The organism is Shewanella sp. SM68 (genome assembly GCF_025653925.1).
In the GTDB taxonomy this organism is placed as follows: domain Bacteria; phylum Pseudomonadota; class Gammaproteobacteria; order Enterobacterales; family Shewanellaceae; genus Shewanella; species Shewanella oncorhynchi.
Map to the genome: position 1 here is coordinate 161875 of NZ_JAKKRU010000011.1, position 14408 is coordinate 176282.

The window sequence follows — 14408 nt, forward strand, 5'->3', positions numbered from 1 at the left end:
ATTCCGACAACTCATTATTTTTAAGTAGAAAAATGATTAATAACTTTAAATGACAACCAAGCCATACCGACCATTTCAAACAAAATGATATAGTGGGAAATAAGCGATAAACCGAACGTTAGCATCAACTTATATTCAATGCGCACATCCATGCGACAAATGATGCATTGAAATTTATTAAATATGCATATAAATTCATCCCAAGCCAATTTATAGAGGATTAATAATGAGTTTACTCGAGCAAGTGTCAGTATCTAAAAAAGCCAACATCTACTTTGATGGCAAAGTGGCTAGCCGTAGCGTATTTTTTGCCGATGGCAGCAAGCAAACCTTAGGTGTTGTATTACCAGGGGAATATGAGTTCTCAACCTCCCAAGGCGAAATCATGGAAGTGACTAGCGGCCGTTTTGAGGTGTTGCTTCCAGAAACAACGACTTGGCAAGAATTTAGCGAAGGAACTCAGTTTGAGCTGGCTGCAAATGTTAGCTTTAAAATTCGTAACACAGCCATTGCCGAATATTGCTGTAGCTATCTCTAGTCATCTCGATTAAGTGACAGTGCGATTAATATTTCATATCAATCGTTAATCGAACGCTCACAGTGACGGTTTATCTCAGCACTGTGAGTATGTTGTCCTACCGAACCATTTCACCATTTCACCATTTCACCATTTCACCATTTCACCATCAGAATGCCTTATCCGTCTAACATTTATCAATTTGGCAATTTTATTAACCTGGCTCAAGGCAGCGCAAAAGTCACAATGCAAAGCATACTAAATCGAATGCGTTGATATCGCCGAAAAAAACAACACTAGACGACCGGTCTAATTTGATTTATCCTAACCCACATGAAAATTGAAACTCAATCCACTCGCCAGCACATTCTCGATATCGGCTACAAGCTGATCGTACGCAAAGGCTTCTCCAGCGTCGGCTTATCCCTACTGCTGCAGGCGGCCGAAGTGCCAAAAGGCTCGTTTTATCACTACTTCAAATCCAAAGAACAATTTGGCGAAGCGCTTATTACTGATTATTTTGAAAAATATCAATTAGATCTAGACGCATTATTCAATGACTCAGCACTGACAGGCCATCAACGCTTGATGCAATACTGGCAACAATGGTTGCACGTACAAGCCGATGGCTGCGTAGACCAAAAGTGTCTAGTCGTTAAGCTCAGCGCCGAAGTGGCCGATTTATCAGAAGCCATGCGTGTTGCCTTACTTAAAGGCTCCGCCGGCATCATAGAGAGGTTAACGACTTGTGTTCAAGTGGGCATAACCGATAGATCAATCGCCCAGCAAGATCCGCAATCAACCGCAGAAATGTTGTATCACATGTGGTTAGGCGCCAGCTTAATGAACAAGTTGGGCCACAGCCCTGCGGCACTCGAACGTGCACTCGTAACGACTGAATCCATTTTAACGCCTAAAACGGCCCTTTAACCTAATACCGACTCAAAACTAATATTTGCTGATATCGATCAGCCCAGATTTTTAAAGAATACAGCTTCACGCCCCAAAATTAGACGACTGGTCTACTAATTTAACGGGCGATTAATTAATGCAGCTCAATTAACGCTGCTCATTTAAAGTAATAATAGGAATAACATCATCCATGCTAAATTTTAACTATTACAACCCGACCCGAATCCGTTTTGGTAAAGACACTATCGCCGAAATTGATTCTCTAGTACCGAGCGATGCTAAAGTGATGATCCTCTTTGGCGGCAGCAGTGCTAGAAAAACAGGCACGTTAGACGAAGTTAAACAATCATTGGGTAATCGTTTCGTTGTCGAGTTCGATGGCATTGAGCCAAACCCAACCTATGAAACCTTAATGAAAGCCGTCGCCCAAGTGCGTGAGCAGAATATCGACTTCCTCCTCGCGGTTGGCGGTGGTTCGGTTATCGATGGTACTAAATTTGTTGCCGCTGCAGCGGTATTCGAAGGTGAACCTTGGGACATTCTCACTAGCTGGGGCGCAAATGTGACTCAAGCTATGCCTTTTGGCTCAGTCTTAACCTTACCTGCGACCGGTTCCGAAATGAACAACGCCAGCGTAGTGACCCGCAAATCACTGCAAGCTAAGCTGCCATTCCGTAATGACTTGGTTTATCCACAATTCTCAATACTTGATCCGACGAAAACCTTCACCCTACCAGAGCGCCAAGTGGCCAACGGTGTGGTAGATGCTTTTGTACATATCACAGAGCAATACCTCACTTACCCAGTTAACGCCGCCGTGCAGGACAGATTTGCCGAAGGTCTTTTACAAACCTTGATTGAGCTTGGTCCACAAGTACTAGTTCAACCCGAAGATTACGACATTCGCGCGAACTTAATGTGGGTTGCCACTATGGCACTCAACGGCACGATTGGTGTCGGTGTTCCCCACGACTGGGCAACCCATATGATTGGCCATGAACTAACTGCACTTTACGATATCGACCATGCGCGCACATTGGCAATCGTACTACCGGCCCTGTTGAAATGTACAAAAGAGGCTAAACGCGAAAAGTTACTCCAGTACGCCGACCGTGTGTGGCACATCAACACAGGTACAGATGACGAGCGTATCGACGCCGCTATCGCAAAAACCAAGGCTTTCTTCGAAGCCATGGGCATACCGACACATTTATCTGCCTATGATCTCAATGCCAACCACGTTGATACCGTAGTGAAACAGCTTGAACTGCACGGCATGGTGGCACTCGGCGAACATGGCAATATTGACCCAGCCATGAGCCGTAACATTTTGACTTTAGCCCTATAACGTCAAATGAACTAAACCCAAAGCTCACACGTATTGATGTGAGCAACTTAGGTAAAGGTATGAAAATGAATATATTAATGGTACTCACGTCGCATGATAAACTCGGTGATACCGGTTTAAAAACCGGCTTTTGGCTAGAAGAATTCGCCTCACCTTTTTATGTTTTTAAAGATAAAGGTTTTGACATTACCTTAGCCTCACCACTGGGCGGTCAACCACCACTCGATCCAAAAAGTGATGAGCCAGATTTTCAGACCGAAGCCACTGCGCGCTTTAGCAAAGATCCTGAGACTCAAGCACTGCTAGCGAATACCACTCGCTTAAGTGAAATCAATGCAGCCGATTATGATGCGGTTTTTTATCCGGGCGGTCACGGCCCACTGTGGGATCTTGCCGAAGATAAACATTCTATCGCCTTAATTGAACAGTTTTATCAAGCCAATAAACCCCTAGGGCTCGTATGTCATGCGCCTGCTGCATTGCAGCACCCTAAAACCAGTGATGGTAAGCCATTGGTCAGCGGCAAGCGTGTTACCGGTTTCAGCAACTCTGAAGAAGAAGCCGTGCAACTCACTCATATCGTGCCATTTTTGGTTGAAGACATGCTGCAGAAAAATGGTGGCAATTATGTCAAAGGTGATGACTGGACAAGCTTTGTCGTCGCAGATGGCCATTTGATCACAGGCCAAAATCCGGGATCATCCGAAGCCGTAGCCGAAACCATAGTTGCGCAATTGAATGCGAGAGGCTAAGCGATAAATACGCGACGCTCAGCTTGAAATGAACAAAGACAGGCGCACAAGTGTGCTAAATACGTTAAAAAGAGCTGTCGCACCATAATAGTGCGACAGCCAAAATGTACTCTCACTGTCCAAAGGAAAGCCCATGATCACCTTGCACCATCTCAATAAATCACGCTCTAAACGCATCATCTGGTTGCTAGAGGAGCTCGGTCAACCCTATGAAATTAAGAGTTATCAACGTGATAGCCAGACTTTTCTCGCGCCACCCGAACTTAAGCAAATTCATCCGTTAGGCAAATCACCCGTTATCGAAATGGACGGTCAAGTGATAGCAGAATCGGGGGCGATCACCGAATATCTGATTGAAAAATATGCGGCGGATACCTTTGCCCCCGCCAGAGACAGCCCAGACTATGTCAGTTATCTGCAATGGCTACACTTTGCCGAAAGCTCAGCCATGCTGCCTTTGTTACTGCGTATGTTCGTGCAAAAGGACGGTTGTAAAACCAATTTCCTTGAAGGTTATGCGGCGATAGAAGTCAGTAAGATAAGCCATTACTTCAATGATATGTTGGCCGATAAAACCTATCTTGTTGCAGACAAGCTCACGGGTGCGGATATCATGATGTCCTTCGTCGTAGAGCTACTGGCGAACAGTGGCGATCTCGCGAAATTTGAACACATTGAACGCTATGCCACTCAATTATCCCAACATGCCGCTTGGGTCAAAGCGAGTGAGATCGAGAAACAACTCGATGCAAGCCTGTAATTGATGGATCGAATTCGGGCACATGTTAGTGCCCGAGCTTAACCCACTTTAACTAACCCCTGTTTCTGCCTCCCCATTTTCTGTCGACTTTATACCTTCTCTGTGGTGACATCCTTAACCACTTAGCGCAACAAACACCATGATTTTTGATGTAAAAGAGACTAATCTTGATTAACTCTATCTCAAGGCTACAGGGACTTTAGCATGCGTTCACTCACACTCATCGGCTTAGTGCTATTTAGCATGTTAGCGCAAGCGACTGTTTATAAATGGGTCGATAAAGATGGCAAAGTCCATTACTCCGATGAGCCGCAGCCAAATGCCCAAGTCGTTGAGCTAAAAGATAAGACCTTAAATCAAATTGCCCTTCCTCTGCCCAAAACAGACTTAAACAGCTCAAATCAAGCAATTGAATCTATTCAATATCAAGTCAATATTACCTCTCCAACCGAAGAGGAAACCGTCAGAGATAACAATGGCGATTTCGACGTCGTTGCGACTATCACCCCAGAGCTAAAAAGTCAGTATTTGATGACCCTCAAGCTCGATGGCAACCCCGTCGGTCAGCCGCAAATTGGCGGTACCTTCAAACTCAAAAACATCGACAGAGGTGAACATACCTTAGTCGTTGACGCTTTGACTCAAAACGGCAAAGTCTTTGCATCAAGTTCACCAAGAAAGATATTTCTTCATCAAGCAGCTAAGCGTTAATGTCACTATTTGTATAGTAAAAGTTAGTATAAAAACTTTAAATACATGAAGTTAGATTAACTCCTCCTGACTAAACCGTTTGATGAAGACAAGTTGCAGCTTGCACCAGATTGGTGCACCATAGTGGTGCAACCCTATTTCTAGGAACGGTCGATGGATAAAGAGACACTGCTCAATCATTTAGTTACCGCTGTACTTGTCATAGATAAGGATCTCAAGCCTTGTTATGCCAACGCAGCAGCAGAGCAATTATTAGGTGTTGGTAGCCATAGACTCGTAGAACAAACTTTGCCTGAGCACTATCAAATCCTCGGTGTCGACGCCAAGCTATTAATGGATGCAGTAACAGCCGGCCAAGGCTTAACGGTCAATACGGCAGCACTAGTCACGCTCGATGGCCAACATCATACCGTTGATTTAACCCTTATTCCCCTCGATGACGAGGCAGAGCTCAGCCTGCTCGAACTGCGCCAAGTTGACCAACAAAGACGCATTCATCAGCAACTGAGTCAAGATGCACAGCAACAAGCGGCGCAGTTTTTGGTGCGCAACTTAGCCCATGAAATCAAGAATCCTTTAGGCGGCCTTCGCGGTGCGGCGCAGTTGTTATCGCGGGAGCTGGATGATCCGGCGCTGAAGGAATTCACTACGCTCATCATAGAGCAGGCCGATCGGCTGCGTAATTTAGTGGACCGTCTGCTCGGCCCCCAAAGGCCGACACAGCACAGTCTGCACAACATCCATCAAGTGGTGCAAAAGGTCTATAAGTTAGTTGAAATGGCGCTGCCCGCTAACATCCAGCTCAAACGGGATTACGATCCATCCATTCCCGATATCGAGATTGATCCTGACCAAATGCAGCAAGCTGTGCTGAACATTTTACAAAATGCGGTGCAAGCACTTGAGCATACGGGGGGCGAGATTTTGATCCGCACTCGCACTCAACACCAAGTCACTATAGGTTCACAGCGCCACAAGCTAGTGTTAACCCTATCGATTATCGACAACGGCCCCGGTATACCACCTGAGCTAATGGACACATTATTTTATCCAATGGTGACAAGCCGTGAGCAAGGTTCAGGTTTAGGCCTCTCAATTGCCCATAATATTGCCCGTTTACACTCGGGAAGAATCGATTGCCTCTCCAGCGCTGGGCACACAGAATTTATCATTTCATTACCGATTTTAAGCGCTAAATAATTTCGACAGTACCTACCCATACCGTATGAGGAAGCAAGATGCGAATTAGTGAACAAGTGTGGATCCTCGACGATGACAGCTCGATACGCTGGGTACTCGAAAAGGCACTGCAAGGTGCTAAGCTCAGCACCGCCAGCTTTGCCGCCGCCGAATCCCTGTGGCAGGCATTAGAAATATCGCAACCGCACGTGATAGTGTCGGACATCCGTATGCCCGGCACGGACGGTTTAAGCCTGCTCGAACGATTGCAGGTGCATTATCCCCATATTCCCGTGATCATTATGACAGCGCACTCAGACTTAGACAGTGCAGTGAGTGCCTATCAAGCGGGCGCATTTGAGTATCTGCCTAAACCCTTCGACATCGATGAGGCTATCTCTCTGGTTGAGCGCGCACTTACCCATGCCACTGAACAGAGCCCAGCACCCGCGCAGGAAGCCCAAGTCAAAACACCCGAAATCATAGGTGAAGCGCCAGCGATGCAGGAAGTGTTTCGCGCCATAGGCAGGCTTTCACGCTCATCGATCAGCGTGCTGATCAATGGTCAATCGGGAACGGGTAAAGAGTTAGTGGCTGGCGCGTTACACAAGCACAGCCCACGTAAAGAGAAGCCGTTTATCGCGCTGAACATGGCTGCGATCCCTAAGGATTTGATCGAATCAGAGCTATTCGGCCACGAAAAAGGTGCCTTCACCGGCGCAGCCAATGTCCGCCAAGGTCGCTTCGAACAAGCAAACGGTGGCACGCTCTTTTTAGATGAAATAGGCGATATGCCGTTAGACGTACAAACACGGTTACTCAGAGTGCTCGCCGATGGCCAGTTCTACCGCGTCGGTGGTCATAATGCGGTACAAGTCGATGTGCGTATCATAGCGGCGACCCACCAAGATCTTGAATTATTAGTACAAAAAGGTGGCTTTAGGGAAGATTTGTTCCATCGCCTCAACGTGATCCGCGTGCACTTGCCGCCACTGTCACAAAGACGGGAAGACATTCCCCAGCTCGCCACCCATTTTCTCGCCTCTGCAGCAAAGGAAATTGGCGTAGAAACTAAAATAATGACCAAGGAAACCGCGGTAAAACTCTCCCAATTACCTTGGCCCGGTAATGTCCGACAACTCGAAAACACCTGTCGTTGGTTAACCGTAATGGCATCGGGGCAAGAAATTTTACCCCAAGATTTACCGCCAGAATTACTGAAAGACCCTGTGAGTGTCACCCACACGGCGAAAGGCAGCCAAGATTGGCAATCGGCACTGACTGAGTGGATAGATCAAAAACTCTCGGAAGGAAACAGCGATCTGTTAACTGAGGTGCAGCCCGCATTCGAACGCATACTGCTAGAAACGGCGCTGCGCCATACTCAAGGCCATAAACAGGAAGCGGCGAAACGTTTAGGCTGGGGACGAAATACCTTAACGCGGAAATTAAAAGAACTGTCGATGGATTGAGTAGATAAAATAACGTTACTACTCGTTATATCAATACAAGCTTATTCATATCAAACAATAAAAAGGGATATCTTCACATCCCTTTCTATTTGAAATTAATTTTCATTGGCATGAATTAAATATGCCAAATCTAAAAAATTAGAATTGATAATGCACACCTACAGCGAATTGCTTAATATCAGTGTCTATATCTTTTAATCCTAAATAGCTACGGTCTGCATCTAAATCGCCCGTAGTGACATCATAGCTTACACGGATATTTAAGTGTTCTGTTACGGCGGCATTAACGCCTACACCGTAAGTCCAACCAAAACCAGTAAAGTCTTCATCGTAACCATAGCCATCAACATTCACTGCCATAGATGCGATACCCACTTTGGCATAGGCAGAAAAAATATCATTAATTTGTGCAGTAAATTTAGGTGTGAAGCTTAATGCACCTGCACTAATATCAACATCCTTATCGCCTAAGTCACCAGTGGCAAACAGGTTAGCTTCTAAACCAAACCACTCATTGAAGTTATAGCCACCGTATACGCCTACACCAGTACCGGTTTCTGAACCATCAAAAGCATCAGCTGTGACTCTATTTAATGCACCACCCACATAAAATCCAGTAGTGTCGGTTGCTGCAGAGACTTGAGTGGCCGCTAATGCTGATAATAAAGAGATAGCAACAATTGATAATTTATTCATCATAATTCCCTAATGATTTAACGAAAGTATTAGATGGCGCGGATATTACAATAAGCAATTCAGGAGTGTCATGGTTTAAATTATCAAAATACAAATCATACAGCATTGATTCAGCTTGAGTCGGAAAATGGAAGTTATCGTTATTCGTTATGTAACAAAACCATATTTACTGTAAGTATTATTTTTTAAATTGAAACAACTAACGATTTTAACTTAGCACCCGCAACAATCCTATAAAACTTGCATATAGCCAACGGATGAGGGAACGACTTCTCACATCCAAACATATCAATCGAGTGGAATGATCCCATCTGTGACTTTGCTTCTGCATCCATGCCATAGCTTGCCCTTAATTTATGTTTCGTTTACATCAGGTTTAACCGGATCTTGGTGAATAATCACCTCGGCATCTTCGAAGGCGGCTTTGACTCTTCTCCCTGTTGTATCGGCAATACTGTGGGCTTCATTCAAACTCAAATTGCCATCGAGTTCTAAATGAAATTGAATAAAAACAGTTTTGCCTGCTTGACGAGTGCGTAAATCATGCAGCCCTTGCACGCGTGGATCTTCCATCGCGATTTGCGTGATTTGCTGGCGAGTTTCTTCGTCTAGCTCTCTGTCTAACAAGGCTTGAATTGAGCGATAACCTAAGCCAAAGGCTTGATGACCAATATAAAATGCAATCATTACCGCAAATAAACCGTCAGCCCACCACCAACCGTATTGCGCTAATACTAATGCCAACAATACCGCACCATTAAGGAATAAATCTGATTTATAGTGCAGCGAATCAGCTTCAACCACAGTACTTTTTGTCGCCGCTAATGCGCGTTTCTGCAACATGACTAAAGCTAACGTCATCACAATCGCTATGATAGAAACAACTACACCTATGGTGGCATTTTCAACCGGAACAGGTGTTAATAGACGCTCGCCACCATAGAACAGTAATAAAAATGCAGAGCCCATAATAAAGGCGGATTGCGCTAGAGACGCTAACGGCTCAGCCTTACCATGGCCATATCTGTGGTCATGATCCGGCGGCACAAGCGCGTAACGAATGGCAATAAAATTGATAATAGAAGCGAGAGCATCGGCAAAGGAATCCGTCAAAGATGCCAACATACTGGCAGAGCCGGAATAAAGCCAAGCGAACATCTTGATAAGAATAAGGATCAAAGCGGTAGCCACGGAAGCGCGGCTAGCCAGTTTGACCCAAAAATCGTATTGGGAAGTTTGAGTCATAAGGGATCTATCTTGAGAAGCTATGACCCTATTGTATATCAGCTAAGACGCTTAACCGCGAGGTTCTTTACCAGCTTGTGCTTCAAATCTCGCTTTAAACTTAGCTTGCTGCTCTGGTGTCAGCAGATTAAATATTTGATTATGCAGCTTCATACGTTCAATGGCTTGAGTTTGACGCTGCTCTTGCTGCGCACTCATCAGTGCCTTTGCTTGTGTTTCATCAAAACTAGGCGCGGTAATTAAGGCCTGCATCTCAGTGCGATGTGCCAAGCGTTCCTCTTTCGTTGGACGATTATCAGCGCGCGTGGCTTTCTGATCGGCAAACAACTTTTTGACGTCAGCTTTCTGGGCATCCGTTAAATCGAGCCCTTCAAACATACGATGCATACCACCGTGGTCCATATGTCGGCCGCCATGTTCCATGCGGTCGCCTTTATGGAATTCAGATTTAGAGAAGTCGCAGCCAGCATCCTTAGGTGCAGCATTAACTGCCGTCGCGAAAACCGCAGAACTCGCTAGAATGGCAAACAGGCTCGCTTTCAAAGGTGATAATGTTTTCATAGTGTTAACCTCGATGGTTCAACTTTAATATGGCAATTAATAAGACACAGTGACGACCCTTTTAAGCCGAGTCACTTTCGACCCTTCCAGTCTAAACCCCTATATGTAAGTGAGGGCGTTGCCTGAGTAAATCACTGTAAAGTTGCGGCAATAACTCTATTCTTTACTTTGGCTTACATTGCTACACAGCAATTGACATCAAAACAGGTATACTCAGCCAAAGCGCTAAAAGTGTCTATGATAAACAGGCACATGAGGCCACATTACAGAGATTAAGGAACAGTATGAGTCGGATATTATTAATCGATGACGATCTGGGGTTATCTGAGCTACTAGGGCAACTGCTCGAGTTAGAAGGGTTTCAATTAACCTTGGCCTACGACGGTAAACAAGGTTTAGATCTGGCACTGACCGCAGATTACGATCTGATCCTACTCGATGTCATGCTACCTAAATTAAACGGTTTTGAAGTGCTACGCGCACTGCGCCAACATAAACAAACCCCAGTATTAATGCTGACCGCTCGCGGCGATGAAATCGATCGCGTAGTTGGGCTTGAAATCGGCGCCGATGATTATCTGCCAAAGCCGTTTAATGACAGAGAGTTAATCGCCCGTATCCGCGCCATTATTCGTCGTTCGAACTTAACAACCCAAGAAATCCATGCCGCGCCCGCCCAAGAGTTTGGCGATCTACGCTTAGATCCATCGCGCCAAGAAGCTTACTGTAATGAGCAATTAATCATACTCACAGGCACTGAATTCACTCTGCTGCACACCCTAGCACTGCACGCTGGAGAGTTGATGAACAAGGAAGAGTTAAACGAGAAAGTGCTCGGCAAAAAACTCATGCCCTTCGATCGCAGCTTGGACATGCATTTATCGAATCTACGTAAAAAACTCCCCGAGCGTAGCGATGGTCGGCCAAGGGTGAAAACCATCCGTGGCAAAGGTTATATTTGGCTTCCATAACGGCGGTATCGACTGTGCCTAATCGTTTATTTATCAAATTATTGCTCGGATTTTGGCTTTGCAGCTCGCTAATCATTGCCTTAGTGGGTCTGCTACCATTGCTGCAACAAAATCACGACCGTGCGCCACTGCCACCTCACCTTGAAAAAGTCCTATCGACGATAGCTAAGCGCATTCAAGAAAACCCCGCCCTACTGGAATCCGATTTTCTTCGGCGCTGGGAAAGACACAGAGATATGGAAGGCAAACCTCTGCGGGTCTATCTTGTCAACAGCCAAGGCCAAGTGATCAACACCCATAGGGTGAGTCGCGGTGTACGCAGCTTTATGCTGATGGCAGATGAAGAAAAACAACCGATTAGCCATCAGTTTAAAGATGAGCTGGTGTTTGGTCCCTATCAATTTAATCTGGGCGCTGAAACCTATTCACTTTATGGTCGCCTACCAGATAACCATCCACGGCCTTGGTTTTTCTTCTTCGCCGATAATAAGTTATTAACCTTAAGCCTGGCGATTTTCCTTTCGGGATTATTATGTGGCTTGCTCGCGTGGCATTTAGGTAAGGCATTAAATTCACTTAAAAAGAGTGCTAATGCCCTCGCAGAAGGCGACTTAAGTCACCGAGTCGATAAGTCCACCACTCAGCGCAACGATGAAATTGGTCAGCTCGCCACGGCTTTTAACAGCATGGCCGACTCCATCGAAGCTATGGTGAATAATCAGCAGCGGCTCATGGGGGATATTTCCCATGAACTACGCACCCCATTGACGCGGCTACAGTTATCCCTAGCCCTCGCACGTAAAAAAGGTCAGCAGACCACCGAAACGGAACGCATAGGTTATGAAGCTGAGCAACTCGAAAAGCTTATCAGTGAATTGTTAGAGCTCTCGCGGGTCAAGCTCAGCACTAACGAAACTAAGGTACATTTAGGCTTGGCAGAATCCCTGAGCCAAGTTTTAGACGATGCGGAATTTGAAGCAGAACAGCAAGGTAAAAGCATTACTATCGATATCGATGAAGACATTGAGTTAGCGCATTTTCCTAAATCACTTTCCCGCGCGATTGAAAACCTGCTGCGTAACGCGATCCGTTATGCCGCAAGCGACATACACCTACAGGCGAGTGCGACGGCTGATCAAGTACAAATTACCATAAAAGACGATGGTCCAGGCATAGATGCCGCCGAACTCGATGCCATTTTTAAACCTTTCTACCGCCCAGACTCGGCAAGACAAAGAGAAAGTGGCGGCTGGGGACTTGGGCTGGCAATCACTGAAGCGGCGATTACCGCCCACAAAGGTAAGATTAAAGCCGAGAACCGTATACCAACAGGCCTTAAAGTGACGATTACACTACCGAAATAGCCGATATGAAGAACAAGTAAACTTGGTAAAACGGATGGCATAGTCGTAGATGATAACACCTCAGTGTTACCATCGTTTTAAAGTATAAGAAGCTAGATTACAGCTTAACTAATACACGCCCTGTGACTTGGCCTTGGATAATTTTATTCGCGAAATCAGGCACCTCTGCCAGTGATATCTGCTGGCAAGCTTGCTGATAAAAATGTGCGGGTAGTGCTTTAATCACAGCTTCCCACGCCGCTTTTCGCTTCTCAAATGGACAAGAAACGGAGTCGATTCCCAGTAGGCTAACACCCCGTAAAATAAACGGCATAACGGTTGTTGGTAATGCAAAACCGCCCGCTAAACCACAGATAGCGGCTGCACCACCGTATTGCATTTGCGCTAATGCTTTGGCGAGGATCTTGTTGCCAACGGTATCGACCACACCCGCCCAGCGCTGCGCCTCAAGCGGCTTAGCATCTTGTTCAAGCTCACTGCGATCAATCACTTCTGCGGCACCAAGCTCCTTCAATAAAGGCGCATTCTGTTCAACCCGACCACTGCAGGCAACCACACGATAGCCAGCATTGGCGAGCAAAGTCACCGCCACAGAACCCACACCACCACTGGCACCTGTAACAAGAATATCCCCACTTTGCGGTGTTACCCCAGCCTGCTGCAGCGCTTGCACGCACAACATCGCCGTAAGCCCAGCCGTGCCTATCATCATGGATTTAGCGGCATCACAACCTTGCGGCATGGGCACCAGCCAGTCGGCTTTAACTCGCGCTTTTTGCGCCATTCCACCCCAGTGATTTTCGCCCACGCCCCAGCCCGTCAAAATCACCTGATCGCCAACTTGGTATCTTGCATCCGTCGATTCGCGCACCACGCCCGCAAAATCGATGCCTGGTACCATAGGAAACTGACGAATGATTTTGCCAGCACCCGTCACAGCTAAACCATCTTTATAATTCAGCGAGGAATAGGCGACATCAACCAAGACTTCCCCTTCTGGCAAATCAGCTTCTGTGATTTGTGAAACTTGAGCAAACGTACGTTTATCTTCTTGCGTCAGTAGTAAGGCATCAAACATAAATCGCTCTCCGAAGGCCAAACCGTATTAAACGATATTCAAAAAGTTACCATAAAAGGCATAGACATCATTAACAAGCAGACTTATTGCTAATAGTAAATGCTGAGATCTAAACAGATTAAAGATAATGACCCAGAGTGATCAAGCGCAAGAGATGGCAAGATCTAGCGTCTTTATTGCTTTAAACTCGCCTGCTGTAAAGCGCCGCTTTGACCCCAGTAGCGGGCAAACTCAGTCAAGGTCATTCCGGCATTATTCGTTAGGTTCGCATCGCATTCTTTCGCGTATAGCCGCTTTACGATAGTGAATTCGGCCTTAATCACTGCGCCCATCATTGCCGTATTACCACGCTTATCTTGCAAACAAGCATTAGCACCATGCTCAAGCAATAAATCCGTTGCAGCCTCTTGGCCGTTATAGGCCGCCACCATTAGCGCGGTATAGGTTTGACTATTTCTCTGGTCAATAGGGAAGCCCGCATCGAGAAAATGCTCAAGCACTGTGATATCGCCGGTACGCGCTGCAGCAAAAAAGTAGTCCACCAGCAATTGTACTTGTGCGGTATCGGGCTCGTCCGTTTGACTGACAGTTGCGGGTGTAACCAATGGCGCTTGAAGCGAACCCGCCCCCATTGCCACCGACATACTCAGGGCCACAATAATCAATAATAAGATAGCAATAGTGTGTTTCATCAATGGCTCCCAGCACAGCTAAAATAGAGATTTAAACAATGAGACGTGACGAAATGCCCGCAAGACGCCCTCTTAAACTGGGCAGAAAAGAGCTTGTTTACGTCTTGCGGGACTTACTGGGTTTGGACTGTTAACGCGCAAATCTCTGCG

15 protein-coding genes are annotated in these 14408 nt (G+C 46.1%); 10 read left to right on the forward strand and 5 right to left on the reverse strand.

Annotated elements, in window-relative coordinates:
• Positions 1 to 226 precede the first annotated feature (226 nt).
• The 8 genes from L5M40_RS17560 (at position 227) to glnG (ending at position 7651) form a co-directional block, all read left to right on the forward strand.
• Positions 227 to 538, forward strand: coding sequence for a pyrimidine/purine nucleoside phosphorylase (locus tag L5M40_RS17560; protein WP_063884943.1), 312 nt, complete (start codon positions 227 to 229; stop codon positions 536 to 538).
• 312 nt (positions 539 to 850) lie between these two features.
• A complete protein-coding gene (locus L5M40_RS17565) occupies positions 851 to 1447 on the forward strand; it encodes a TetR/AcrR family transcriptional regulator (protein WP_263177002.1) in 597 nt (198 codons plus the stop codon).
• 172 nt (positions 1448 to 1619) lie between these two features.
• Positions 1620 to 2777 carry an iron-containing alcohol dehydrogenase gene (locus L5M40_RS17570; protein WP_263177003.1) on the forward strand — a complete coding sequence of 386 codons (1158 nt, stop codon included), beginning with the start codon at positions 1620 to 1622 and terminating at the stop codon, positions 2775 to 2777.
• A 59-nt stretch (positions 2778 to 2836) separates the two neighbouring features.
• On the forward strand, positions 2837 to 3529 hold the full coding sequence (locus L5M40_RS17575) for a type 1 glutamine amidotransferase domain-containing protein (protein ID WP_263177004.1): 693 nt from the start codon (positions 2837 to 2839) through the stop codon (positions 3527 to 3529).
• 133 nt (positions 3530 to 3662) lie between these two features.
• Complete coding sequence (locus L5M40_RS17580) at positions 3663 to 4289, forward strand: glutathione S-transferase family protein (protein WP_263174536.1); 627 nt, start codon at positions 3663 to 3665, stop codon at positions 4287 to 4289.
• 204 nt (positions 4290 to 4493) lie between these two features.
• On the forward strand, positions 4494 to 5000 hold the full coding sequence (locus L5M40_RS17585) for a DUF4124 domain-containing protein (protein ID WP_105251068.1): 507 nt from the start codon (positions 4494 to 4496) through the stop codon (positions 4998 to 5000).
• Positions 5001 to 5153: 153 nt separating this feature from the next.
• On the forward strand, positions 5154 to 6200 hold the full coding sequence (gene glnL, locus L5M40_RS17590) for a nitrogen regulation protein NR(II) (protein WP_263147879.1): 1047 nt from the start codon (positions 5154 to 5156) through the stop codon (positions 6198 to 6200).
• Positions 6201 to 6238: 38 nt separating this feature from the next.
• Entirely contained in the window at positions 6239 to 7651 is a 1413-nt protein-coding gene (gene glnG, locus L5M40_RS17595; protein ID WP_105251066.1) for a nitrogen regulation protein NR(I), read from the forward strand.
• A gap of 138 nt (positions 7652 to 7789) precedes the next feature.
• Here glnG and L5M40_RS17600 read toward each other — a convergent pair whose 3' ends face one another.
• The 3 genes from L5M40_RS17600 to L5M40_RS17610 all read right to left on the reverse strand — a co-directional run bounded on the left by L5M40_RS17600 (position 7790) and on the right by L5M40_RS17610 (position 10153).
• On the reverse strand, positions 7790 to 8347 hold the full coding sequence (locus tag L5M40_RS17600; protein WP_263201475.1) for a porin family protein: 558 nt from the start codon (positions 8345 to 8347) through the stop codon (positions 7790 to 7792).
• A gap of 354 nt (positions 8348 to 8701) precedes the next feature.
• The gene (locus L5M40_RS17605) at positions 8702 to 9592 is read right to left on the reverse strand and encodes a cation diffusion facilitator family transporter (RefSeq protein WP_263177487.1); all 891 of its coding nucleotides are present in this window, start codon (positions 9590 to 9592) and stop codon (positions 8702 to 8704) included.
• Positions 9593 to 9643: 51 nt separating this feature from the next.
• On the reverse strand, positions 9644 to 10153 hold the full coding sequence (locus tag L5M40_RS17610) for a Spy/CpxP family protein refolding chaperone (protein ID WP_113941370.1): 510 nt from the start codon (positions 10151 to 10153) through the stop codon (positions 9644 to 9646).
• Between the two features lie 284 nt (positions 10154 to 10437).
• Between L5M40_RS17610 and L5M40_RS17615 the strand changes: the two genes are divergently transcribed.
• Entirely contained in the window at positions 10438 to 11124 is a 687-nt protein-coding gene (locus L5M40_RS17615) for a response regulator (protein WP_105251061.1), read from the forward strand.
• 14 nt (positions 11125 to 11138) lie between these two features.
• Positions 11139 to 12488, forward strand: coding sequence for an ATP-binding protein (locus L5M40_RS17620; RefSeq protein WP_263256971.1), 1350 nt, complete (start codon positions 11139 to 11141; stop codon positions 12486 to 12488).
• 97 nt (positions 12489 to 12585) lie between these two features.
• Here L5M40_RS17620 and L5M40_RS17625 read toward each other — a convergent pair whose 3' ends face one another.
• Positions 12586 to 13566 carry an MDR family oxidoreductase gene (locus L5M40_RS17625; protein ID WP_263256970.1) on the reverse strand — a complete coding sequence of 327 codons (981 nt, stop codon included), beginning with the start codon at positions 13564 to 13566 and terminating at the stop codon, positions 12586 to 12588.
• 173 nt (positions 13567 to 13739) lie between these two features.
• Positions 13740 to 14258 carry an ankyrin repeat domain-containing protein gene (locus tag L5M40_RS17630; protein ID WP_105251059.1) on the reverse strand — a complete coding sequence of 173 codons (519 nt, stop codon included), beginning with the start codon at positions 14256 to 14258 and terminating at the stop codon, positions 13740 to 13742.
• Positions 14259 to 14408 lie beyond the last annotated feature (150 nt).

Bases quoted from the DNA above. Each gene is read 5' to 3' on its own strand.
- L5M40_RS17560 (WP_063884943.1), top strand. From the start codon at position 227: ATGAGTTTACTCGAGCAAGTGTCAGTATCTAAAAAAGCCAACATCTAC.
- L5M40_RS17565 (WP_263177002.1), top strand. From the start codon at position 851: ATGAAAATTGAAACTCAATCCACTCGCCAGCACATTCTCGATATCGGC.
- L5M40_RS17570 (WP_263177003.1), top strand. From the start codon at position 1,620: ATGCTAAATTTTAACTATTACAACCCGACCCGAATCCGTTTTGGTAAA.
- L5M40_RS17575 (WP_263177004.1), top strand. From the start codon at position 2,837: ATGAAAATGAATATATTAATGGTACTCACGTCGCATGATAAACTCGGT.
- L5M40_RS17580 (WP_263174536.1), top strand. From the start codon at position 3,663: ATGATCACCTTGCACCATCTCAATAAATCACGCTCTAAACGCATCATC.
- L5M40_RS17585 (WP_105251068.1), top strand. From the start codon at position 4,494: ATGCGTTCACTCACACTCATCGGCTTAGTGCTATTTAGCATGTTAGCG.
- glnL (WP_263147879.1), top strand. From the start codon at position 5,154: ATGGATAAAGAGACACTGCTCAATCATTTAGTTACCGCTGTACTTGTC.
- glnG (WP_105251066.1), top strand. From the start codon at position 6,239: ATGCGAATTAGTGAACAAGTGTGGATCCTCGACGATGACAGCTCGATA.
- L5M40_RS17600 (WP_263201475.1), bottom strand. From the start codon at position 8,347: ATGAATAAATTATCAATTGTTGCTATCTCTTTATTATCAGCATTAGCG.
- L5M40_RS17605 (WP_263177487.1), bottom strand. From the start codon at position 9,592: ATGACTCAAACTTCCCAATACGATTTTTGGGTCAAACTGGCTAGCCGC.
- L5M40_RS17610 (WP_113941370.1), bottom strand. From the start codon at position 10,153: ATGAAAACATTATCACCTTTGAAAGCGAGCCTGTTTGCCATTCTAGCG.
- L5M40_RS17615 (WP_105251061.1), top strand. From the start codon at position 10,438: ATGAGTCGGATATTATTAATCGATGACGATCTGGGGTTATCTGAGCTA.
- L5M40_RS17625 (WP_263256970.1), bottom strand. From the start codon at position 13,566: ATGTTTGATGCCTTACTACTGACGCAAGAAGATAAACGTACGTTTGCT.
- L5M40_RS17630 (WP_105251059.1), bottom strand. From the start codon at position 14,258: ATGAAACACACTATTGCTATCTTATTATTGATTATTGTGGCCCTGAGT.